This is a genomic window from Paenibacillus phytohabitans (assembly GCF_013141775.1).
Taxonomy (GTDB): Bacteria; Bacillota; Bacilli; order Paenibacillales; family Paenibacillaceae; genus Paenibacillus_AQ; species Paenibacillus_AQ phytohabitans.
On record NZ_WHOB01000097.1, the window covers coordinates 41,160 to 63,013 of the forward strand.

Annotated in this window: 17 protein-coding genes; 16 read left to right on the forward strand and 1 reads right to left on the reverse strand. The window is 52.7% G+C overall.

Going from position 1 to position 21,854, the window contains the following annotated elements:
- Positions 1–45: 45 nt before the first annotated feature.
- The 6 genes from GC101_RS33795 (at position 46) to GC101_RS33820 (ending at position 6,795) form a co-directional block, all read left to right on the forward strand.
- Positions 46–297: a post-transcriptional regulator gene (locus tag GC101_RS33795; RefSeq protein ID WP_042238721.1), complete on the forward strand. Its 252-nt coding sequence runs from the start codon at positions 46–48 to the stop codon at positions 295–297.
- Between the two features lie 231 nt (positions 298–528).
- Positions 529–1,782 (forward strand): protein translocase subunit SecD, encoded by a 1,254-nt coding sequence (gene secD, locus GC101_RS33800; protein ID WP_171720872.1) that lies wholly within the window; start codon positions 529–531, stop codon positions 1,780–1,782.
- Positions 1,772–2,674 (forward strand): protein translocase subunit SecF, encoded by a 903-nt coding sequence (gene secF, locus GC101_RS33805; RefSeq protein ID WP_171720873.1) that lies wholly within the window; start codon positions 1,772–1,774, stop codon positions 2,672–2,674. The genes secD and secF overlap by 11 nt, the downstream gene beginning before the upstream one ends.
- Before the next feature lie 120 nt (positions 2,675–2,794).
- A complete protein-coding gene (locus GC101_RS33810) occupies positions 2,795–3,757 on the forward strand; it encodes a cation diffusion facilitator family transporter (protein ID WP_171720874.1) in 963 nt (320 codons plus the stop codon).
- Between the two features lie 29 nt (positions 3,758–3,786).
- Positions 3,787–6,189, forward strand: a complete 2,403-nt coding sequence (gene recJ, locus GC101_RS33815; RefSeq protein WP_171720875.1) for a single-stranded-DNA-specific exonuclease RecJ — start codon at positions 3,787–3,789, stop codon at positions 6,187–6,189.
- Positions 6,190–6,276: 87 nt separating this feature from the next.
- Positions 6,277–6,795 (forward strand): adenine phosphoribosyltransferase, encoded by a 519-nt coding sequence (locus GC101_RS33820; RefSeq protein ID WP_039294499.1) that lies wholly within the window; start codon positions 6,277–6,279, stop codon positions 6,793–6,795.
- Between the two features lie 107 nt (positions 6,796–6,902).
- Here the strand turns inward: GC101_RS33820 and uraA are convergent, their stop codons facing one another.
- Positions 6,903–8,213, reverse strand: coding sequence for a uracil permease (uraA, locus tag GC101_RS33825; protein WP_171720876.1), 1,311 nt, complete (start codon positions 8,211–8,213; stop codon positions 6,903–6,905).
- A 308-nt stretch (positions 8,214–8,521) separates the two neighbouring features.
- Here uraA and GC101_RS33830 point away from each other — a divergent pair, with 308 nt between their 5' ends.
- The 10 genes from GC101_RS33830 (at position 8,522) to GC101_RS33875 (ending at position 21,718) form a co-directional block, all read left to right on the forward strand.
- Positions 8,522–10,702, forward strand: a complete 2,181-nt coding sequence (locus GC101_RS33830) for a RelA/SpoT family protein (RefSeq protein ID WP_171720877.1) — start codon at positions 8,522–8,524, stop codon at positions 10,700–10,702.
- A gap of 37 nt (positions 10,703–10,739) precedes the next feature.
- Positions 10,740–11,183, forward strand: coding sequence for a D-aminoacyl-tRNA deacylase (gene dtd / locus GC101_RS33835; protein ID WP_171720878.1), 444 nt, complete (start codon positions 10,740–10,742; stop codon positions 11,181–11,183).
- Positions 11,184–11,351: 168 nt separating this feature from the next.
- Positions 11,352–11,507, forward strand: coding sequence for a hypothetical protein (locus tag GC101_RS33840; protein ID WP_156118723.1), 156 nt, complete (start codon positions 11,352–11,354; stop codon positions 11,505–11,507).
- Between the two features lie 162 nt (positions 11,508–11,669).
- Positions 11,670–12,176: a type 1 glutamine amidotransferase domain-containing protein gene (locus tag GC101_RS33845; RefSeq protein ID WP_171720879.1), complete on the forward strand. Its 507-nt coding sequence runs from the start codon at positions 11,670–11,672 to the stop codon at positions 12,174–12,176.
- 33 nt (positions 12,177–12,209) lie between these two features.
- Positions 12,210–12,656 (forward strand): hypothetical protein, encoded by a 447-nt coding sequence (locus tag GC101_RS33850; RefSeq protein ID WP_039294513.1) that lies wholly within the window; start codon positions 12,210–12,212, stop codon positions 12,654–12,656.
- A gap of 1,303 nt (positions 12,657–13,959) precedes the next feature.
- Entirely contained in the window at positions 13,960–15,213 is a 1,254-nt protein-coding gene (gene hisS / locus GC101_RS33855) for a histidine--tRNA ligase (protein ID WP_171720880.1), read from the forward strand.
- Between the two features lie 77 nt (positions 15,214–15,290).
- Complete coding sequence (gene aspS / locus GC101_RS33860; RefSeq protein WP_042139534.1) at positions 15,291–17,069, forward strand: aspartate--tRNA ligase; 1,779 nt, start codon at positions 15,291–15,293, stop codon at positions 17,067–17,069.
- 76 nt (positions 17,070–17,145) lie between these two features.
- Positions 17,146–17,904 (forward strand): tRNA threonylcarbamoyladenosine dehydratase, encoded by a 759-nt coding sequence (locus GC101_RS33865; protein WP_171720881.1) that lies wholly within the window; start codon positions 17,146–17,148, stop codon positions 17,902–17,904.
- A 194-nt stretch (positions 17,905–18,098) separates the two neighbouring features.
- Positions 18,099–19,400 (forward strand): NCS2 family permease, encoded by a 1,302-nt coding sequence (locus tag GC101_RS33870; RefSeq protein WP_171720882.1) that lies wholly within the window; start codon positions 18,099–18,101, stop codon positions 19,398–19,400.
- A gap of 116 nt (positions 19,401–19,516) precedes the next feature.
- Positions 19,517–21,718, forward strand: a complete 2,202-nt coding sequence (locus GC101_RS33875) for a HelD family protein (RefSeq protein WP_171720883.1) — start codon at positions 19,517–19,519, stop codon at positions 21,716–21,718.
- Positions 21,719–21,854 lie beyond the last annotated feature (136 nt).

The window sequence follows — 21,854 nt, forward strand, 5'->3', positions numbered from 1 at the left end:
TATCTCTGAGCATACGTAACGGGGAATCTTTGGAGGTGTCAACACGTGGAATCGGAACAATGGAGATATGACGAGCTTAGTGAAGAAATCGAAGCCATGTGCATCAGCAAAGCGGAGGAATTCCGCCTCCTCGGCTATGAATATGTGACCGGTAAGGATATTTGGGATTGTGTCAGCCGTAATTATGTTAAGGAAGGAAGACCTCCTCTGCATAAACTGGTCAATGATATTTATTCGCTGAAATCAGGCAGTTACATGAATTACCTGACCATTGCGGCCTACCGGGGGTTGAACTGACGGCCTAATTTGCCAAAAGGAACGATTTTCTTTTGCAAACGGCTACAGGAAGCAGTAAAGTAAGAGAAGAGTAATTCAACAGTTCCTATCCAAACGGATGGTTTGCGCCCAGAAGCTGAACCGGCCGTTTCTTTGTGTGAATCCGGCACCGTCATTCCTCCTGAATTGACGGTGATTTCGCACGTAGCTATAATAGGAATATTGAGTAATGAAAGGGGAACTAGCTAGAGCATGAAGAGAATGTTGAGCTTTATCATTACCGTGGTCGTTCTAACGGGCGTCATGGGATTTACAACTCCCGGGCTGCTGGACAAGGTCCGTCTAGGTCTTGACCTGAAGGGCGGATTTGAGATTCTGTACCACGCCGAGCCTATGGATACGGGAGGAACCCTGACCCGTGCTTCGCTGCAAAAAACAGCGGAGAGCCTGGAAAAACGGGCGAATGCACTCGGAACAAGCGAGCCTGAGGTTACAACCGAAGGTACGGACCGCATCCGTCTGAAGATTGCGGGCGTTACTGACGAAGCCGAGGTCCGCAAGAAAATGAAAGAACCGGCAGTTCTGACCTTCCGCAGTGCCGCTGATGGTGATGCACCCGGAGTCTTCAGCAAGATTGAACTGGTAGGCAGTGATTTTGTTGAAGGCGCGGCAGACGTGCAACGCGATAACCTCAACCGTCCGGAGATCAGCATCTCTATTAAGGACAAAGATAAGTTTGCGGAAATTACCGAGCGTCTGCTGGGTAAGCAGCTCGCCATTTATCTGGATGAGACATTGTTGTCCGATCCTCCTTATGTTAGGGCAGTGCTGACCGATGGAAAAGCTTCTATTTCCGGAGGATATACATTAGATGAAGCCCGTGAGATCGCCGATACGATCAATCTCGGTGCATTGCCGCTGAAGCTTACGGAGAAATATTCCCAGAGCGTAGGGGCAACACTTGGTAAACAGTCTCTTGACCAAACGGTTAGAGCAGGTATTGTAGGTTCCCTGATCATTCTGGTCTTCATGATGTTTATGTATCGTCTTCCGGGTGTACTGGCCAGCTTCGCGCTGATTCTTCATACCTGGCTGCTGATTCTGGTGTTCGTTATAGCTGATTTTACCTTGACCCTTCCCGGTATTGCCGCGTTCATTCTCGGTATAGGGATGGCGGTCGATGCCAATATCATTACCAATGAACGGATTAGGGAAGAAATGCGCAGCGGTAAGAGTATTTTGTCTTCCGTCAAAGCAGGTAACAAAACTTCATTCCGTACCGTAATGGATGCGAATGTCACTACGATCATTGTAGCGGCTGTCATGTTCGCCTTCGGTACAGGTGCGGTTAAAGGCTTCGCGCTGATTCTGATCGTGGAAATTGTACTTAGTATTGTAACAAACCTTTATTTTGCCCACTGGCTGCTGACAGTGCTGGTTAAAGCCGGCGCACTCAAAAAGCCGAAGCAATTTGGGGTAAAGGAGAGTGACATCAGTGCGCTTTAAGAAAGAGCTTGATTTCGTACATTTAAGCAAGTTTTTCTATATCTTCTCCATCGCCATTACGGTGGCTGGTCTGGTCTTTCTGGCGACCTTCGGCCTGAATTACAGCGTTGATTTCAAGGCCGGGTCCAACGTGGACGTCGCCCTCTCCAAGAGCATCACGCTGGCTCAGCTGCAGCCGGCGTTAGATGAAGCCGGGATTGGTCATGATCCTACCATTACCATCGGGGATCAGCGGGTTAACATCCGCTACGATGAAGAGCTGGATGATACTCAGAGTGAAACCCTGAAAGCAGCAATCACCAAGATTGATGATCAGGCATCCTTCGAAGTCAACACAGTAGATACAGAGATGGCTAAGGAATTGGCCCGCAATGCGATCTATTCGGTGCTTCTGTCCAGTATCGGGATTATTATTTATGTGAGTATCCGTTTTGAATGGCGGTTCGCACTGGCATCCATCGTGGCGCTGCTCCATGATGCATTTATGGTTGTAGCGGTCTTCTCCATCTTCCGTCTGGAGGTAGACATAACCTTCATTGTCGCGGTGCTGACCATTATCGGCTATTCCATTAATGATACGATCGTTATCTTCGACCGGATCCGCGAGAACCTGCGGTTCGGTAAACAGAGGTCGTATGAGGATCTTAAGGCCCTGGTCAATAAGAGTGTGTCCCAGACCCTTATGCGCTCCCTGTATACAGCCTTTACGGTATTTATTGCCGCATTCTTCCTGCTGATTATGGGCGGAGAGTCGATCAAAATGTTCTCGCTTGCCATGGTAATCGGCTTGCTCTTCGGAGCCTATTCTTCGATCTTTATTGCAAGTCCGCTCTGGCTGCTGCTCAAGAAACGCCAGAAGACACCGGTAAAGAGCAACCCGGCCAAAGCCTAAAACTTAAGTTTCAGGAAAGCCGCGTCACAAGCGACGCGGCTTTTCGGAATCTTTGGATCAGCATCTTAAGCCGGTTTCATCATCATGAGATTACTTGCTAGTGGTAAGGAGGGCCTCGTTATGAATGACAAACAATTAGCTGCAAGAGACACCGTTGCCTGGACCGGAATACTCAGTGATATTATGCTGGCTCTGGCCAAAGGCGCCTTCGGCTATCTTTCAGGCAGCAAAGCATTGATGGGGGATGCCATCTATTCCGGAGCAGATGCCGCCGCCAAGCTGGCAGGGGTTATTCCGTGGAACTCGAAGCAGAGTCACAAGTATGCAGGATCATTGGGCAGCCGGGCCGGTCAACGAAATAAAGAGCCGATGGCGGCCATTCTTTTTTCTGTGCTTATTCTTATGGGCGGGCTGCAGATTGCTTTCTCGGCCATTCGTGATTTAACCCGAGGACATTTATCGGCACCTGGGCAGTCGGCACTTGTAACCGTCTTGATTTGCATTGTGTTCAAAGAGGCTATCTTTCAATATCAGTACCGTTATTATAAAAAAAAGAACGATGGCAGTCATGCCGCGTATGCGGATACCCACCGTTTCAGTCTATATACTTCCATAACCGTATTTATAGGTATCGCTCTGGCCATGACGGGCGGGTATTTCAATTGGCATCCAATGCTGTATATGGACCCGATTGCCGCACTGCTGACCGGATGTCTGGTTATCCGCAAAGGCTATTCTCTGATTACTTCCTCTGTCTACAGCAAAAAGATTCAGGAGCTTCCTTCCGAGGAGGCCGCCAGCTTCATTGAGACCGTCCAGCGTGTGCATGGAGTCATCCGGGTGGAGCAGCTCAAAGCAATCGAGGAAGGCAGTTATGTGAATCTTCATGTCAAGATCAGCGTAAATCCGCGGATTAGTGTGATGGAAGCCCAGGATATCTCGGAATGCGCCCGGAAGCTGCTGCAGCACCGGTTCGTTCATGTAGGCGAGGTTCAAATGGATGTTGTGCCGTATGACCCGGGTTATCCCTATAAAAGCAACCATGAGCTCGTGGATAATGATATTCCCACGCTGCTTCAGTAGTCTGCAAGGTGAGAGAAAGGTGAGCTGTATTGCTTCATTCAAAAACAAGATGGCAATCTCCGGCAGCCGATCCCGAGAAAAACCGGGAACTGGCCCGGAGCCTTTCTATTTCTCCGCTTCTGTCCTCACTGCTCGTGCAAAGAGGCATGGATACTGCCGATAAGGCGCTGGTATTCATGGATGGCGGAGCGGAGGATAGTCATGATCCATTCCTGCTCAAAGGAATGGCCGAGGCTGTACCACGGATTCGAAAGGCATTGCAAGATGAAGAACATATTCTGGTGTATGGCGATTATGATGCAGACGGGGTGTCCAGTACTTCGCTGATGATCTTTCTTCTGCGTCATCTGGGCGCTTCTTTTGACATTTATATCCCGCATCGTTCCAATGAAGGCTACGGTCTGCATAATCATGCGCTCGACTGGGCGCTGCAGCAGGGAGTATCTCTCGTTATTACTGTGGATACTGGTATCAGTGCCTTCCATCAGATTGCCTACGCTTCAGAGCTGGGCATTGATGTCATAGTCACAGATCATCATGAGCCGCCGGAGCTGCTGCCTGAGGCTTATGCACTCATTAACCCGAAGCTGCCGGACTGCCCGTATCCTTTCAAGGGGCTGGCCGGAGTGGGGGTAGCTTACAAGCTGGCCGAGGCCCTTCTTGGCAGCGAAGTTCCTGAAGAATGGTGTGAGATTGCCGCTATCGGTACCGTTGCAGATCTGATGCCGCTGCTTGGAGAGAACCGGAGTCTAGTGCGCCGGGGGCTAACCAGCATGCGGAATTCGCCGTTTCCGGGAATCCGGGCGCTGCTCTCTGTCAGCGGGATTACGATGAGCACCGTGAGCGCTGTTAATATTGCCTTCGGCATGGCGCCGCGCATTAATGCCAGCGGAAGGCTGGACCATGCAGGCCGGGCGGTCACACTGCTCACTACCGCAGATGCTGAAGAGGCAGAACAATTTGCCGGAGAGCTTGACCTCCTGAATAAGGAACGTCAACTGGTCGTGGAGAGAATTGTAGGGGAAGCTACGGCCAAGCTGGAGCAGAGAATCAGTCAAACCGGGCTTCCGGATATTATTGTGCTGGCTGAGCAGGGCTGGAATGTCGGTGTTGTCGGGATTGTGGCCTCTAAGCTGCTGGAAAAATATTATCGTCCGGTTATTATTCTGGATATTTACCCGGATACAGGGATGTGCAAAGGCTCTGCCCGCTCGATCCCCGGACTGGATATCTATGCGGCGTTATCCTCATGCGCCGGACTAATGGACCATTTCGGCGGGCATCCGGCTGCGGCCGGAATGAGCCTGCCGCAGGACAAGCTTGAAGACTTTGATGCAGCGCTTAATGCATATGCTGCATCTATCCTGACACCGGAGGACTTTGTAGCCGTGACGGCTGCAGACGGTGAGGTCTCGGTTGCTGATTTGTCACTGCAGGCTGCGCTTGAACTGGAGCGGCTTGCCCCCTTCGGGATGGCTAACCCGCTGCCGAGATTCATACTGCGCGGAGCTGCTGTGAAGGAGACCCGCAAGATGGGCCAGGACGGCAAACATCTGAAGCTTGTCCTGCAGCAGGATAAGGTAACGATCGAAGCGGTGGCCTTCGGCAAGGGATCCCTGGCTGATCTGCTGCCTGATGGGACAGTCATTGATGTACTGGCGGAGCTGTCGGTCAATGAATGGAACGGCTCACGCAAGCCTCAGCTGATGCTGCAGGATCTTGCAGTGCCTGCCGCGCAGCTGTTCGACCTGCGCGGTGCTGCCGATGCAGTTAAGCAGGCAGCGCATATTCAGGAGCTGCTCCGTTCGTATAACGGCAGCAGCCCGGTTAAGACAGCGGCGGTATTTCAGAACAGCCGCAGGTCTCCACTGCGCGAGCTGAAGGGCATGTCGCTGTGGGTCTACGATGAGGATGCCGGAATTTCACCGCTGCATCAGGGTGAGCCGGGGAATGACGAAGCAGAGATAACCCTGCTCTGTCTGCTGGATATGCCGGAAACGCCGGAGCAGCTGGAAGCACTGTTCACTGCGTTTCCCCACGCAGAGAATATTGCCCTGCTGCATTCGATCCGCGACGGCCGTGACCGGCTGCAGGTTCCTACGCGGGATCATTTCAAGTCATTATATAAATTGATCGCCTCGATCGCAGCAACCGCAACCCCCGAGCATGAAGTGCTGCTGCGGCTCAGCCGCCAGTCTGCACTGGGTGTGCGCATGCTGGGCAGGATGCTTGATGTGTTCGCTGAGCTTGATTTCATTGAACGCAGCGGCGGCAGCATTACCTTTGTCACACAGCCGGCCGCCAAGAGCCTGACGGCATCAGAGCACTTCATCAGGCTGGGCAAGACTGCTGAAATGGAGCAGTATTTCATGGAGGGCAGCCGCGGCGAACTGCAGGAATTCATGCTGTCACGCCGGTTAGGCGCCTCGTAACGGGTGTAGCGTGCTTTCGAGTAAGAGCTTTTACAGAGAATTCAGGTGAGGATAGCCTATCCTCATAACTTTTAGGAGATGATACTTTTGGATTTCAAAGACAGTATTCGTGTGATTCCGGATTTCCCGCAGCCGGGAATCAGCTTTAAGGATATTACTACCCTGCTTAAAGACGGGGCCAAGTACCGTGCGGCTATTGATGAGCTTAAGGCTCTCGTTGCCCATCTGGAGATTGATGTCATTGCCGGACCGGAAGCACGCGGCTTTGTAGTAGGCGCACCGCTGGCGTACGCACTGGGCGTTGGCTTCGTGCCTATCCGCAAAAGCGGCAAGCTTCCTTACGAGACGATTGAAGTGGGATACGATTTGGAATACGGCAAAGATACCCTTGCTGTACACACTGATGCTATCCAGCCGGGACAGAAGGTTCTGATTGCCGATGATCTGCTCGCTACCGGCGGCACGATCGCTACTTCGGTAAGCTTGGTGGAACAGCTTGGCGGACAAGTTGTCGGCGCTGCCTTCCTGATTGAGCTAACGGCTCTGGCCGGACGCAATAAGCTGTCGGATATTGAAGTGGTTACCCTGTTGACTTACGAGGATTAATTCGCCCGGACAACTTTTCCCGGGAAATATAAAGCGGACTGCTGTCGATTTAAGGACAGCAGTCCGCTTTTTGTATTATAGGTTGAACGTGGTAAATGGTAAGGAGCTTAATGAGCGGATTTCTCTGTTTCCTGTTCATTGGACAGGCCGAGAACTTCAAACAGCTTGAAGAGCAAGGAGAGAAGCATACCGACGATAGTCGCCAATGCCATCCCTTTCAGCTGTACACCGCCAACCGTTAATGTGATGCCGCTGATACCTACCACCAGTACCAGAGTAGCCAGAATCATGTTGGTGGCTTTGGAGAAATCGACCTTCTGTTCTACAAAAATACGCAGACCCGATGCGGCAATTACACCGAACAGCAGTAGTGATACACCGCCCATGACAGGCTGCGGGATATTGGCAATGACGGAGGAGAACGTTCCGGAGAACGAGAGCAGGATGGCAATCACTGCAGCGCCGCCGATTACATATACCGAGTACACCTTGGTCAGCGCCATAACGCCGATATTTTCACCATAAGTGGTGTTCGGGGTGGACCCCAGGAATCCGGAGAGTACCGTGGAAATCCCGTTGCCCATCAGTGAGCGGTCCAGTCCGGGATCCTTGGTGAGGTCTTTGCCGACAATGTTGCTGGTAACCAGCAAGTGTCCGATATGCTCGACAATTACAACAAGCGATACAGGGATGATTGTGAAAATTACCGACCATTCGAAAGACGGGGTGATAATCGTTGGATGGGACAGGAAATGGGCTTCAGAGATAGCACCAGTATTTACCTGGCCCAGGATATAAGCGAGTACATAACCGGTAACGATACCGATGAGGATGTGAATGATTTTGGGGAAGCCGCGGAATAACACGGAGCCGAGTACGGTAACGCCAAGCGTGACCATGGACAAGGTAATAGCTTTGCCATCCGGAATCCAGTCTGTGACGGCCACACCTTCAGGAGCAATCAGTCCGGCCATGCGTGCTGCCACAGGAACGAGCTCCAGTCCGATGGTGGCAACGATAGCGCCCATAACCGCCGGAGGGAATACGACATTAATCCAGCCGGTGCCCGCATAACGCACGATCAAAGCGACTAGAATAAAAATAACACCAGTAACAATAAATGCGCCAAGTGCAAGCGAATATCCATGCTCATGATCGTCTGTGTGTTTAGCCAGGACCATAAGTACCGGCGAAATAAAAGCAAAGCTTGAGCCAAGATATGCGGGGATTTTGCCGCGGCAGATCCAAATGTAAAGCAAGGTGCCGATACCATTCATCAGCAGGATCATGCCGGGATCTACCCCGAACAGGTTGGGAACAAGCACTGTGCTGCCGAACATGGCGAACAAATGCTGAAGACTCAGGAGGAAACCCGGGCCCCAAGGGAGTCTTTCGTTAACTTGAATTTCGCGTTGCAATGGAGTTCACTTCTCTTTCTGATCTAATTTGATGTAAGCCTGGCGCTAAAAAACCGCCTTTACTAGATTAAATAGATCGGCGCCTTTTTACAACAACATTTTTGCGCGCGCCACAAAATTGTCTTTTCTTGTCCCTTTCCCTTACAGGAATACCACGCTATGGCAAGTGTTGACGTAATCCTCCGTAAGCGTCATAATTATAGACAACTTTAATCTGTGCGTAGTGCAGTTTGGAACATATGGAACCTGCAAATTCTGCACGGCTTGCGGGTTCATTTTATTATAGAAGGGAAACGGATACGACGAGAATGGGCATAGAGCAATTAACCGAAAAGGCCGGCGCCTATATAAAAGAAAAAGATCTTCTCCGCATCCGGGAAGCTTATGAGTTTGCCGATCAGGCTCATCACGGGCAGGTTCGGAAATCGGGGGAGCCATACATTCTGCATCCGCTGGCGGTCGCAGATATTGTCGTCAATATGCAAATGGATGTTATATCTATTATTGCAGCGCTGTTACATGATGTTGTAGAAGATACGACGGTGTCACTGGACCAGATTCGCGCGAAATTTGGCGATACCTGCGCAATGCTGGTCGATGGTCTGACCAAGCTGGAACGCATCCGGTTCCGCTCCAAGGAAGAGCAGCAGAACGAGAATTACCGCAAAATGTTCATCGCTATGGCTCAGGATATCCGGGTCATTGTGATCAAGCTGGCGGACCGTCTGCATAATATGCGCACGCTCAAGTACCAGTCGGAAGAGAGCCAGCGCCGTATTTCCTATGAGACTCTGGAGATTTTTTGTCCCATTGCAGACCGCTTGGGGATCTCTGCGATTAAATGGGAGATGGAGGATATTGCCCTCCGTTATCTGAATCCGCAGCAGTACTACCGGATTGCCAATCTTGTACACAAGAAACGGGCAGAACGTGAGCAGTTTATCGACAGCGTTATCGGGCGGATCCGCGCCAAGCTGGATGAAATGGGCATCGAAGGCGATCTTTCGGGACGCCCGAAGCATATTTACAGTGTCTATAACAAGATGAGCACCAAGAACAAGCAGTTCAACGAAATTTATGACCTGCTGGCCATCCGCATTATCGTCGACAATATTAAGGATTGTTATGCTACGTTAGGAATTATCCATACTCTTTGGAAGCCGATGCCTGGCCGGTTCAAGGATTATATCGCCATGCCCAAAGCGAATATGTATCAGTCTTTGCATACAACGGTAGTGGGTCCCGGCGGGGAGCCTACTGAAGTGCAGATCCGTACCTGGGAGATGCACCGCACTGCCGAATTCGGGATAGCCGCGCATTGGGCGTATAAGGAAGGCAGCAGCAACAATGTGAATCCGGAGAACCGGATGCCGTTCTTCCGGGAGATTCTGGAGCTGCAGCATGAAGCCAAGGATGCGGAGGAATTCGTGGAGTCGCTCAAAATGGACTTTTTCTCCGACCTCGTCTTCGTGTTCACGCCTAAGGGTGAGGTTGTAGAGCTGCCTGCAGGCTCTGTGCCGCTTGACTTCGCGTTCCGCATCCATACAGAGGTCGGCAACCGGACGATCGGCTCCAAGGTCAACGGGCGCATCGTACCGCTCGACCATAAGCTGAAGACCGGGGATATCGTGGAGATTCTGACCTCGAAGAACTCGTACGGGCCGAGCCGTGACTGGCTGAAGATTGCCCAGTCTTCACATGCACGCAGCAAGATTAAGCAATGGTTCAAGAAAGAGAAGCGGGAAGAGAACGTTGAAAAGGGCCGTGAAGCGATTGAACGCGAGCTGAAGCGCCTGAACGTGGAGATCTCTGACTGGCTTACGGAAGACAAATTGTCAGAAGCGGCGAAGAAATTCGCCTTTAATGATGTAGAGGATATGCTCTCTGCAGTTGGCTTTGGCGGGATTACAGCCGCGCAGATTGCCTCCAAGCTGACCGAGAAGCTGCGTAAGGACCAGGAAGATGCTGCCGGTCATCTGGAGCTGACTTCTGAGATGAAGGAGATCAAATCCAGCGGGGAGAAGCGCAATCAGCCGACCAACGGTGTACGCGTTAAGGGAATTGATAATCTGCTTGTACGCTTCGCACGATGTTGTAATCCAGTGCCGGGCGACGATATTATCGGTTATGTGACCCGTGGGCGCGGCGTATCCGTGCACCGCGAGGATTGTCCGAACATTCCGGGCGAAGGGGACGGGGAGGAATCAGCCCGCGTCATCGAAGTGGAGTGGGAAGGCAGCATGGAGGCCAATTACAGCGTCGATATTGAGATTACGGGCCATGACCGCAACGGACTGCTGAATGAGGTGCTGCAGGCGGTGTCGGAGAGCAAGACCAATATCTCAGCGGTTACGGGACGCTCCGACAAGAACAAGATGGCAATGATTCATATGACGATTCTGATCCGCAACACCGATCACCTGCAGTCTGTGGTGGATAAGGTGAAGCGCGTGAAGGATGTATATACGGTTAACCGCATTATGCAATAAGGCATGAAGGCAACAAGGCAAGGAGCTGAAGGATGTTATGAGAGTTGTTGTACAGCGCTGCAGGGATGCGAGCGTGACGGTGGACGGAACAGTAACCGGAGCGATTGGAGAGGGCCTGATGCTGCTGGTCGGCGTAACCCATGAAGATACGGAGAAGGATGCCAAGTATTTGGCTGACAAGGTAGCCGGACTGCGGATCTTTGAGGATGAGGCTGGTAAAATGAACTTCAGCGTAACGGATACCGGTGGCGCTATCCTGTCCGTGTCCCAGTTCACCCTGTACGGGGACTGCCGTAAAGGCCGGCGGCCCAATTTCATGGCTGCGGCGGCTCCGGCGGAGGCCGAGCGGCTCTACGACTACTTCAACCAGGAGCTGCGCAGAGGCGGGCTTCAGGTGGAGACCGGTATTTTTGGAGCGATGATGGACGTCTCCCTGACGAACTGGGGACCGGTTACCCTGCTGCTGGACAGCCGGGGATAGGCCTTGAATGAGGCGCAGCAGAGCGGGCTTAATATGCCAGTCTAATTTTACAGCTTGATGTGAGGACTCCACGTTGTGGGGTCTTTTTTGATATAGGATAGCGGTCTGCCCTGCTGGATAAACTAGTGATGAACGAATAATATTCACAAGTTGCGGGGAGTCAGTAGCATGAGACAATCACAGAAAGCATGGATATGGAACAGTATACAAGGCCATACGGCGGGGTCGATGACAGAAGCTTCCGCAACGGCAAGGGGAGCCGGGGAGCAGAGGGATCTGCAGGTGCTTAAGGGAACAAGCCGTAATCTTCTGCCGCGAACGTAATGAGTGCGGGGAAGGCGGCTTATTTCTCTGTTTTTTGGAGCGTACAAATGGTGTTTAGCCGGCGGGAATTTGCGAAACCTGTGAGGGCTCGTTAGAAAGCCGGGGAATGCGGGTAATAGAATGACGAGAACAGAATAGCGTAGAGAGGAGAAATTAATCTCAATGAGTAAAGTAGCATTTCTGCTCGCTAATGGTTTTGAAGATTCCGAAATGAAGGTGCCTTATGAAGAAGTACTGCAGGCAGGACATCAGGCAGAGATTATCGGTCTGAAGAAAAATGAGACCCTGCTCGGTAAAAAAGGCAGCGTGTCTTATGCCGCCGACAAAGCGGTCAGCGAGGTGAAAGCCGGAGAGTATGATGCTGTAGTCATCCCGGGCGGATCTTCGCCGGAGAACCTTCGTCTTGACCAGGATATCCTGCAATTTGTAAAAGATGCGGACAGTGCCGGCAAGCCTATAGCTGCTATCTGTCACGGGCCGCAGATTCTGATCAGTGCCAATCTGGTACAAGGCCGCACGCTTACCTCCTATCCGCCGCTGAAGGATGATCTTATCAATGCCGGTGCGGAATTCAAGGATGAAGAGGTCGTCGTGGACGGCAATTATATTACTTCACGCACACCCAAGGATGAGCCCGCATTTGTGCGTGAGCTGCTTAAGGTGTTGTAATACATTTAAACAAACCACTGGGAGGGATTGACAATGACTAAAAGAATCCAAGCCTATTTCAGCACGGAAGATGCAGCGGAAGGTGCCAAGACTGCACTGATTCCATACGGTGTGGAAGGAATTGAAGTGTCGGCGCTGACAGATCCTCTGGATACGGGCGGAAACAACCGCCGCAATATTCTGATTCCGCTGGCTCCCTATAATACTTCGGCTACAGCTGCCGGAGGGGTCTACGCAGCAGGGGGCGCGACAGGGCCGCTTACCGGAGCAGCCATTGTGCCTGGAGTTACTGTTGATGATGATCTGGGCCGGACAGATGATGAACGTACGGCGGGAGAGGTTCACAGCGGCTCTGATTTGAAAAACAGCGATCTGGAGAACCTGCATTACGTCATGGATCTCAAAGTGGCTGAGAATCATTACAATGAGGTTGTTGAGGTACTGCGCGGCAAACAGGCTTATGTGGAGATTTTTGATTAAGCAGGAGGCCCTGCTTAATCCGGATAACCAATTCAGCTCCAGTCCTCCCTTAGGGAGAGGCTGGAGCTGTTTATTTGCCCGCAGGGCAGCGGAAACTGCATGAATTCTCTAGACAGGGAATAGGGTTGTAGTGTAACCTAATCTGTAGAGTTCGGGCACAGGCATGTACGACTCAATAAAACGCTTTCTTTTCTGTAATGCAACTGTAATATTACATTCATGATTCCTTAATATAGCGTGTTTATAATAGAAGCATGACCCCCTTTTTTATAATATATGATGATGGACCTGCAGCAATCGGCTGCAGGTCATTTTTTTTGAAATCTAAGAATTTACATGCTTCAGCGCTACAAATTATCCTTATTTTCTCGCTGAAAGGGTTCTGTCCTTATACAAGGACAGCAAAGCCGTTTCCACTTATTCACAATATCAGAATCTATATGTTTCGGGGTTCCCGCAAAGTACCTGATTCATCTTTCTACGCCTAAGCCCCACTTTGCTGGGGGATTTTAGAGGGGATTTGTGACTTGTTGCAACTATGGCGGGCATGCTTGGAGCAGAAGGGCGTCAGTAACTGGCAGCGTGAAGCAGACCGTGTAGTGGATCGTCTAGCGGGCCGTGAAGCGGACTGAGAGGCCCTTATTTTCCATAAAAGCTTACTTTAGAGGATGAAACGGACTGAGATTCCGTTATCTTGTTCATTCGAGCTCGAAATGAGGCATCTCTGGACACATAACGGAATCTGAGTCCGCTTGCCCCGCGATTTTGCCGGATTTGTTCAAATAACGGAATCTCAGTCCTCCTGCGATACTTAACTCAATTCAATTCATTCCTTGACTTTAGCGCAGTGGTTCAGTAGAATCTAACAATATACGGTATGTTATATTGTTTTGATGACGGGACCAAGTAATCCGTAACCCACAACCCCAGAGAGGAATCCCGCTGATCCGGCGGCTGTCCAAGTGAAGGACGGCAACACCTGATCCGCACGGCTGTAAGGATTCTGTTGATGAACGGATGAATGACCTCCCCGAGAACGCACGGCGAAAGCAGGCAGCAGCAGGTTGCCTTAGAGTCAGTAGCCGATTGCGCGTAGGCGGGCGTTAACCGCTTAGAGCGGATTTGGAGCAGCGCAGCTGCTTAAGTCCGGAATGTGGGTGGTACCACGGGTGAATTATTGGTTATGATAATCCCTCGTCCCTGTTTGTAATTAAACAGGGCGGGGGATTTTTTGTTGTTTTTAGAAGCAGAGACAATGGGTTCCATGAGGAGCAAGAGGGGTTATTTTCAGGAGGGATAGGCTGTGGCTAAAGAAAGATTCGAGAAACCAACCGGTACGCAGGATGTGCTTCCGGGTGCAGTGGAGAAATGGCAGTACGTTGAGGGCAAAGCAAGAGATCTCTGCCGCCGCTTCAACTACCGGGAGATCCGCACACCGCTGTTCGAGCACACCGGGCTGTTTGAGCGTGGTGTAGGCGAGACAACGGATATTGTAGAAGGGGAAATGTATACCTTCAAGGACAAAGGCGACCGCGATCTGGCGCTGCGTCCCGAAGGGACTGCAGGCGTCGTACGGGCGTACGTGCAGAACAAGCTCTATGGTGAGCCGGATGTCAGCAAGCTGTATTATATCGGCCCGATGTTCCGCTACGAACGTCCGCAGGCAGGCAGATACCGCCAGTTCCACCAATTCGGCATTGAAGCCTTCGGTGCAGTGGACCCGGCAATCGATGCGGAAGTGATTTCGCTCGGATACCAGTTCTATCTTGATCTGGGGCTGAAGGATGTCAGAGTGGAGCTGAATTCCGTGGGCAACGCGCCTAGCCGCGCGGCGTACCGGGAGAAGCTGCTGGATTTCCTGAGACCGATGAGAGAGAGCCTGTGCAGCGACTGCCAGCGCCGGATGGAACGCAACCCGCTGCGCGTGCTGGACTGCAAGGTCGATCAGGATAAATTCGGCGGGGCCCCGTCTATTCTGGACAGTCTGGACGAGGAGTGCACAGAGCATTTTGCTAAGGTAAAAGGCCATTTGGACGTGATGGGCGTGGAGTACAGCATCAATCCCCGTCTGGTACGCGGTCTGGATTATTACACGCATACAGCGTTTGAGTATAAAGCGGCAGGCATCGGCTCCATCGACACGGTGGGCGGCGGCGGCCGGTATAACGGCCTGGTGGAAGAAATCGGCGGACCGGATCAGCCGGGGATCGGTTTCGGGATCGGCCTTGAGCGTATTCTGCTGATTCTGGAGAATCAGGGGGTAGAGCTGGAAGCAGTGAAGCCGCTGGATGTGTACTTTGTCGCACTCGGTGAAGCCGCAGATCTGGAGATCACGAAGCAGCTGTTCCATCTGCGCAGCCTGGGCTTCTCCGCAGAACGCGATTACCTGGGGCGGAAGATGAAGGCACAGATGAAGTCGGCGGACCGCATGTCGGCCCGGTATACGGCCATTCTTGGCGAAGATGAGCTGAACAGTGGCGTTATCGCCCTGAAGTCGATGGAAACCGGCGAGCAGCGGACCGTTAAGCTGGAAGAGCTGGCGCAGTTACTGAATTAGAATTTAAGCATGGATGTATCCGCAAACAAGCGGCAGTCAGTATATGTGATTTTAACCATGAAGGGGTAGGATAAAAGATGACCAGAAGCCATAACTGTGGACAATTAACAACGGCGAGCATCGGCGAGACAGTAACACTGAACGGTTGGGTACAGACCCGCCGTGACCTTGGGGGCGTACTGTTTATTGACCTGCGCGACCGCACAGGCATTGTACAGATTGTATTCAACCCTGACTATTCCGGAGAAGCGCTGCAGATTGCCGATAAGGTGCGCAGTGAATACGTGCTTGCCGTAACGGGTAAAGTGGTGAAACGGGATGATGAAACCATCAACCGCAACCTGCCGACCGGTGAGATTGAAGTACAGATTACAGATATTGAAGTACTGAATGCTGCCAAGACACCTCCGTTCTTCATCGAAGACGGTGTGGAAGTGGATGAATCGCTGCGGATGAAATACCGTTACCTGGATCTGCGCCGTCCGGAAATGCACAAGACGCTGCTGCTCCGTTCGAAAGCGGCCAAGATCTTCCGTGACTTCCTGGACAGCGAAGGCTTCATCGATGTGGAAACTCCGATTCTGACCAAAAGCTCACCGGAAGGCGCACGTGATTATCTCGTGCCAAGCCGTGTGCATGAAGGGGAATTCTTCGCGCTTCCGCAGTCACCGCAGATCTACAAGCAGCTGCTGATGGTCGGCGGCATCGAGCGTTACTACCAGATGGCACGCTGTTTCCGCGATGAGGATCTGCGTGCAGACCGCCAGCCGGAATTCACCCAGTTCGACATCGAGACCTCCTTCATGCCGCAGGATGAACTGCTGTCCATGATGGAGACCCTGATGCAGCGATTGCTGAAGGAAACGATTGGTGTCGAGGTTGCCACTCCGTTCCAGCGGCTGACCTATGCCGAAGCTATCGGAAAATACGGCTCGGACAAGCCTGACCTGCGGTTTGGCCTTGAGCTGGTAGAGATGAATGATATCGTTGCTTCCAGCGGTGTGAAGGTGTTCGCCTCCGTGATCGAGAAGGGCGGAGAAGTGAAATGCCTTAACGCCAAGGGCTGCGGTACGTGGACCCGTAAGGAAATTGATGATCTCGGACCGTATGCTGCACGCTACGGCGCCAAAGGCCTGGCCTGGATTCAAGTCAAAGACGGCGAGTTCAAAGGCCCGATTGTGAAGTTCTTCTCCGAAGAGGAAATTGCCGCCGTGAAGGAACGCACGGGTGCTGAAGAAGGCGACCTTCTGCTCTTCTCCGCTGACACTAAGAAGGTCGTTGCGGATGTACTCGGCGCACTCCGCCTGAAGATCGGCCGTCAGCTTGGCCTGATCGATGACAGTGTGTTCAAATTCGCCTGGGTTACAGAATTCCCGCTGCTCAGCTATGACGAAGACCAGAAGCGCTACATGGCGGAGCATCATCCGTTCACACGCCCGATGGATGAAGACCTGCATCTCTTCGATACAGATCCGGGTGCGATCCGCGCGCAGGCTTATGACATCGTGCTTAACGGCTACGAGGTAGGCGGCGGCTCCCAGCGTATCTACAAACGTGAGGTTCAGGAGAAAATGTTCGAAGCTCTCGGCTTCACACAGGAACTCGCGTATGAGAAATTCGGCTACCTGATGGATGCCTTCGAATACGGCACTCCTCCGCACGGCGGGATTGCCTTCGGCTTCGACCGTCTGATCATGCTGCTGGCCGGACGTACGAACCTGCGTGAAACCATTGCCTTCCCTAAAACCGCAAGTGCAACCGACCTGCTGATGGACGCTCCGTCCCCGGTAGATGCTATACAGCTCGAGCAGCTGCATATCAAATTGGCGCCAAAACCGGAAAAAGAAAAGAAATAAAACATAAATGGCTGACGGGGCATAGCGCAGACTTAAGCGGCTATGCCCCGCAGGCCTGCATAAGGAGGCTGACATCATGCTGAATCAGTTCTCGCGTACGGAACTGGCGATCGGACCGGAAGGTCTCGAGATCATGAAGAACAGCACAGTGGCTGTGCTGGGGATTGGCGGAGTAGGCGCCATGGCTGTAGAGGCCCTCGCCCGTACCGGTATCGGACGCATCATCCTGATTGATAAGGATTCCGTCGATATTACCAATATCAACCGCCAGATCCATGCGCTGACGACGACCATCGGCCAGAACAAAACCGATCTGATGGTAGACCGCGTCAAGCTGATCAACCCGGATTGCGAAGCGATTGCATTAAACATGTTCTACACCGAGGAGACCTATGAGGAGCTGTTCAAATACAAGCTGGATTATGTCATTGACGCTTCGGATACGATTATCTACAAAATTCATCTGATCAAGGAATGTCTGACCCGGAAGATCCCGATGATCTCCAGCATGGGAGCGGCGAATAAGATGGACCCGACCCGTTTCCAGGTGGCCGATATTTCCAAGACGAGTATGGACCCGATTGCGCGGGTGATCCGCACAAAGCTGCGCAAGGAAGGGATCAAGAAAGGCGTCAAGGTTGTATTCTCGACCGAAAAGCCTGTGAAGCCGCGTGAGGATGTCACCGAGCAGATTGTTCCTGCCAATGCACCGGACCGGCGTAAAGCGAAGCAGCCTCCGGCCAGTAATTCATTCGTGCCTCCGGTAGTCGGCCTGATCATGGTTAGCGTTACAGTACGGGATCTGCTGGAAACCGGCGGCATCACGTTTGAATGAGGGTTTGACAGGATTCAAGGGCGTGCAGCTGATTCCCCGCTGCATGCCCTTTTATTGCTGCCTGGAGCAGCATATACCGGTGAGATGGCTGATTACAGATCAGACAAACCGGGTAATAGCCAGCGGAACTTAACATCATAATATAAGATGAACTTAACATTCTTAGGTTCACGTTCTCTAGTGGAGGTTTTTAGATGAAATCGAATTTTTGGCGGGATAGCGTGGGACTTGCACCGGGCGACAACTGGAAACGGGAGTGGGCGGCAGGCATCCTATCGTATTTCGCTTCGGTATATATTGTTATGGTCAATGCAGCGATTCTGCATGATGCAGGCATGCCGCTGCGGGCGGGAATGGTGGCCACCCTGCTGACAGCGATTACAGGCTGTCTGCTGATGGCTTTTGGCGGCAAAACGCCGATTATCGTCGTCCCAGGCATGGGGATCAATGCCTTTTTCACCTATACATTGGTACATTCTATGAAGCTGGATTGGCGTGAGGCGCTTGCCGTTGTTGTGGTGACGGGTGTGCTGTTCGCCATTGTAGCGTTCACTTCGCTCTACCGCATACTGAGTGATGCCATACCCCATAATCTGCAGCATGCGATAACTGTCGGAATCGGTCTGTTTCTGACGTTTATCGGCCTGCAAAAAAGCGGGATTGTGATTGCTCACGCCACGACCTTTGTCGCCATCGGGCATTTCAGCGATCCTGCGGTCATTACCTCGGTGGTGACGCTGCTGCTCGCCCTGGTCCTGTTCATCCGCGGCACGCGCGGCGGCCTGCTGATCAGTATGCTGGCGGGGACAGGCCTGGCCTACCTGCTGGGAGCGGCTCATGCGCCTGAGAATACCGAATCCGGACATGTGTTCAGCGGATATGGCGATGTGTTCGCCAGTATGGAATGGAGCGGATTCATCAGCCTGGTCTTCTGGATTGCCGTATTCCTGCTGCTGCTGATCGTTGTCTTCGAGAACATCGGCCTGATCTCCTCGCAGACGCTGATGATAGGCCGACCGGAACGCTTCAAAAGCAGTCTGCGGGCGCTGTCCGTCGCCAACATCGCAGCAGGTCTGTTCGGCAGCAGTCCCGTAGTAGCCGCTGCCGAATCTACAGCCGGCATCGCTGCCGGCGGACGCTCCGGCTTAACCTCGCTTGTCACCGGTCTCTTGTTCGGGGCGACGTTCCTGTTCATTCCGCTGCTGGCTTATGTGCCGGACAGCGCCATTGCGCCGATTCTGATCGTGATCGGCGGACTGATGGTCCAGAGTGTGCGCGAGATGGATCTCAGCGACATGACGGAGCTGTTCCCTGCGTTTCTGATTATGGTGATGATTCCATTCACCTACAGTATCGTGGACGGGATGGCGTTTGGGTTCATCACTTACCCGGTTGTGAAGCTGGCTACAGGCAAAGGCAAGGACGTCCCGCCGGCGCTGTACGGGATTGCCGGGCTGTTCGTAGCAAACTTTGTGCTCCATGCGCTGATGGGCTAAATGCGCCTCATACAGGGCAGGTGAGCCGTTCTATACGGCAGTTTGAAATATATGGCTTTCCCTGTCCTCTTGTGATATGATGTACTGCTCACATCACTTTTAGGAGGTAACTGAAATTGGAAGACAACTTTCAAAGTGCCTATCAAGAGGAAGAAGACAGGCTGAACCATGCGCTTATAGAGATTGACTCTACCCTTGAGCGGTTGCGCAGCACTCCGGTGTACACAGGACACGAGTATACGGAGCAAGTGCTGGAGGACTCCAGGGAACAGAAGCGCAAAGATCTTGCCAAGCTTAGGCAGGAGCCTTATTTCGGACGGCTTGATTTTCAGGGCAATGACGAGGAAGAACGCAAGGCACTTTATATTGGTAAAATCGGCGTAGACCGTGAGCAGGTAAGCGACCGTCCGCTGGTCATTGACTGGCGGGCACCGGTGGCAAGCCTGTTCTATTCGTTTACAGGAGGGACAGAAGCGGCCTCCTATGAAGCACCGGAAGGGCTGATTGAAGGGCTCGTCTACCTCAAACGCAACGTGGTCATCCGCAAGCAGATTCTGGAGCGGGTTGCGGATACGTATAACCGCGACAGTGATGCGCCGGCGGTGTCGGATGAATTCCTGGTGTACCGGCTCGGTGAGAACAAGGACAACCGGCTGCGTGATATCGTCTCGACGATCCAGGAGGAGCAGGACAAGATTATCCGGGCAGCGAAGAACACGGCGCTGATTATTCAAGGGGTGGCGGGAAGCGGTAAAACCACCGTCGCGCTGCACCGGCTGGCTTTTTTATTGTATCAATACAAGGATCAGGTCTCGGCGGAGAAAATGATTATTTTCGCTCCGAACCGGATGTTCCTGGATTATATTTCAGATGTGCTGCCGGAGCTCGGCGTCGGCAATATTGCCCAGAGCACCTTCCCGGACTGGGCGGCAGGTGTGCTGGGTGTGACTTTGCCGGAGCAGGACGCTTCGGAAACGATGAACCGCTGGTTCGAAACAGCAGGAGCGATGCCTGTCATTACAGAAGAGACCCCGGGACGCTTCAAAGGCTCCACGGTGCTGATGAGTGTCATTGAATCCAGCATTAAGCTGCTGGAGACCAGCGCCGTGCCTGAAGGGGATTTCAGCCCGTGGGACGGGGCTGTGCTGCGCCGCTCGATGATTCTGCGCTGGCATAATGAAGAATACGCTCCGTATCCGCCGGCCAAACGCAAGGAACGCGTGATGGCGCGGATTCACCGCTGGATCGAGATGGAGCTGAAGAAGAGCCCGTCGGCCGCTGCGCTGAAGGACCGCAAGAAAAAAGGTGCGGCGCGCGAGAAGGCGTATAGCGCCAAGTGGCCGAAATATGAGCCGCTGGCCATCTACAAGCAGATATTCCGTGCGGCGAAGACTCCGGAGGACTGGCCGGCTGAGGCGCCGGAAGAAATTCCGCAGGCTGTACTGAAGGAAACGGTGAAAGAGCTGAAGAAAGGCATTTTGCGGGAAGAGGATCTGCCGCCGCTGCTCTATATTCATTATCTTTTGAACGGCAATGAGGGGACTGAACGCTTCGATCATATTGTTATTGACGAAGCGCAGGATTTCTCCCCGTTCCAGATTGCCGTGCTGGATCTGTATGTGAAGGGCCATTCCTTCACCATTCTGGGTGACTTATCCCAGGGGATTCATGCCTACAAAGGGGTACATGAGTGGAATGAGATGCAGTCGCTGTTTGCCGGGGAGTATACAGCGTATCATGCGCTTACCCGCAGCTACCGTTCAACGATGGAGATTATTGAATTCGCCAACGGTATTCTGTCCGCCGGCGTCGGCAGCGCGCTGCTGGCCGTGCCGGTCTTCCGCAGCGGTAATCCCGTGCGGCTGATTTCCTATGAGGATGCGCAGCCGGAACCGGCTACAGGCGGTAGCCAGCGGCTCAGCGCTGTCAGGAGCGCCCTGTCGTCGCTCTCCGGGCGCGAATACCGCACAGTGGCTGTATTGACCCGCAGCCTGCGGGAAGCCGCTGAGCTGTACGCTGAGCTTGCCGGACAATTCGAGGATATTCATCTCATTGACGGCAGCATCACCGAATACCGCGGCGGCTTGTCCGTACTGCCCGTATATTTGTCCAAGGGACTGGAGTTCGATGCTGTCATCCTGGCGGATGCGGACAGTGCGCACTACGGAGGAGCAGCCTGGGATGCCAAGCTGATGTATGTAGGCTGTACACGTGCCCTGCATGAGCTATGGCTATTGCATGACGGCGGTCTTCCGCATTACGTACAGCTGCTTGGAGACGAGACGGTCTCCGGCTGGCCGGTACCCGAAGGGAATTAAGGTTTACATTATCTTGGGCAAGGGCAGCCCTGTTTTGGAATGGGATAAAGGGTTGCGCTTGGTGAGAACACTCCGCAAACGGAACGTTGTTCCAATCGCTGCCCAATCCAGGTTTTTTAAATTCTCTTAGCGGTGA

What these genes read in the sequence shown, in the direction of transcription:
- dtd (WP_171720878.1), top strand. Translation starts at nt 10,740, where the DNA reads ATGAGAGTTGTTGTACAGCGCTGCAGGGATGCGAGCGTGACGGTGGAC.
- secD (WP_171720872.1), top strand. Translation starts at nt 529, where the DNA reads ATGAAGAGAATGTTGAGCTTTATCATTACCGTGGTCGTTCTAACGGGC.
- GC101_RS33850 (WP_039294513.1), top strand. Translation starts at nt 12,210, where the DNA reads ATGACTAAAAGAATCCAAGCCTATTTCAGCACGGAAGATGCAGCGGAA.
- GC101_RS33810 (WP_171720874.1), top strand. Translation starts at nt 2,795, where the DNA reads ATGAATGACAAACAATTAGCTGCAAGAGACACCGTTGCCTGGACCGGA.
- GC101_RS33830 (WP_171720877.1), top strand. Translation starts at nt 8,522, where the DNA reads ATGGGCATAGAGCAATTAACCGAAAAGGCCGGCGCCTATATAAAAGAA.
- GC101_RS33840 (WP_156118723.1), top strand. Translation starts at nt 11,352, where the DNA reads ATGAGACAATCACAGAAAGCATGGATATGGAACAGTATACAAGGCCAT.
- aspS (WP_042139534.1), top strand. Translation starts at nt 15,291, where the DNA reads ATGACCAGAAGCCATAACTGTGGACAATTAACAACGGCGAGCATCGGC.
- GC101_RS33845 (WP_171720879.1), top strand. Translation starts at nt 11,670, where the DNA reads ATGAGTAAAGTAGCATTTCTGCTCGCTAATGGTTTTGAAGATTCCGAA.
- GC101_RS33865 (WP_171720881.1), top strand. Translation starts at nt 17,146, where the DNA reads ATGCTGAATCAGTTCTCGCGTACGGAACTGGCGATCGGACCGGAAGGT.
- GC101_RS33870 (WP_171720882.1), top strand. Translation starts at nt 18,099, where the DNA reads ATGAAATCGAATTTTTGGCGGGATAGCGTGGGACTTGCACCGGGCGAC.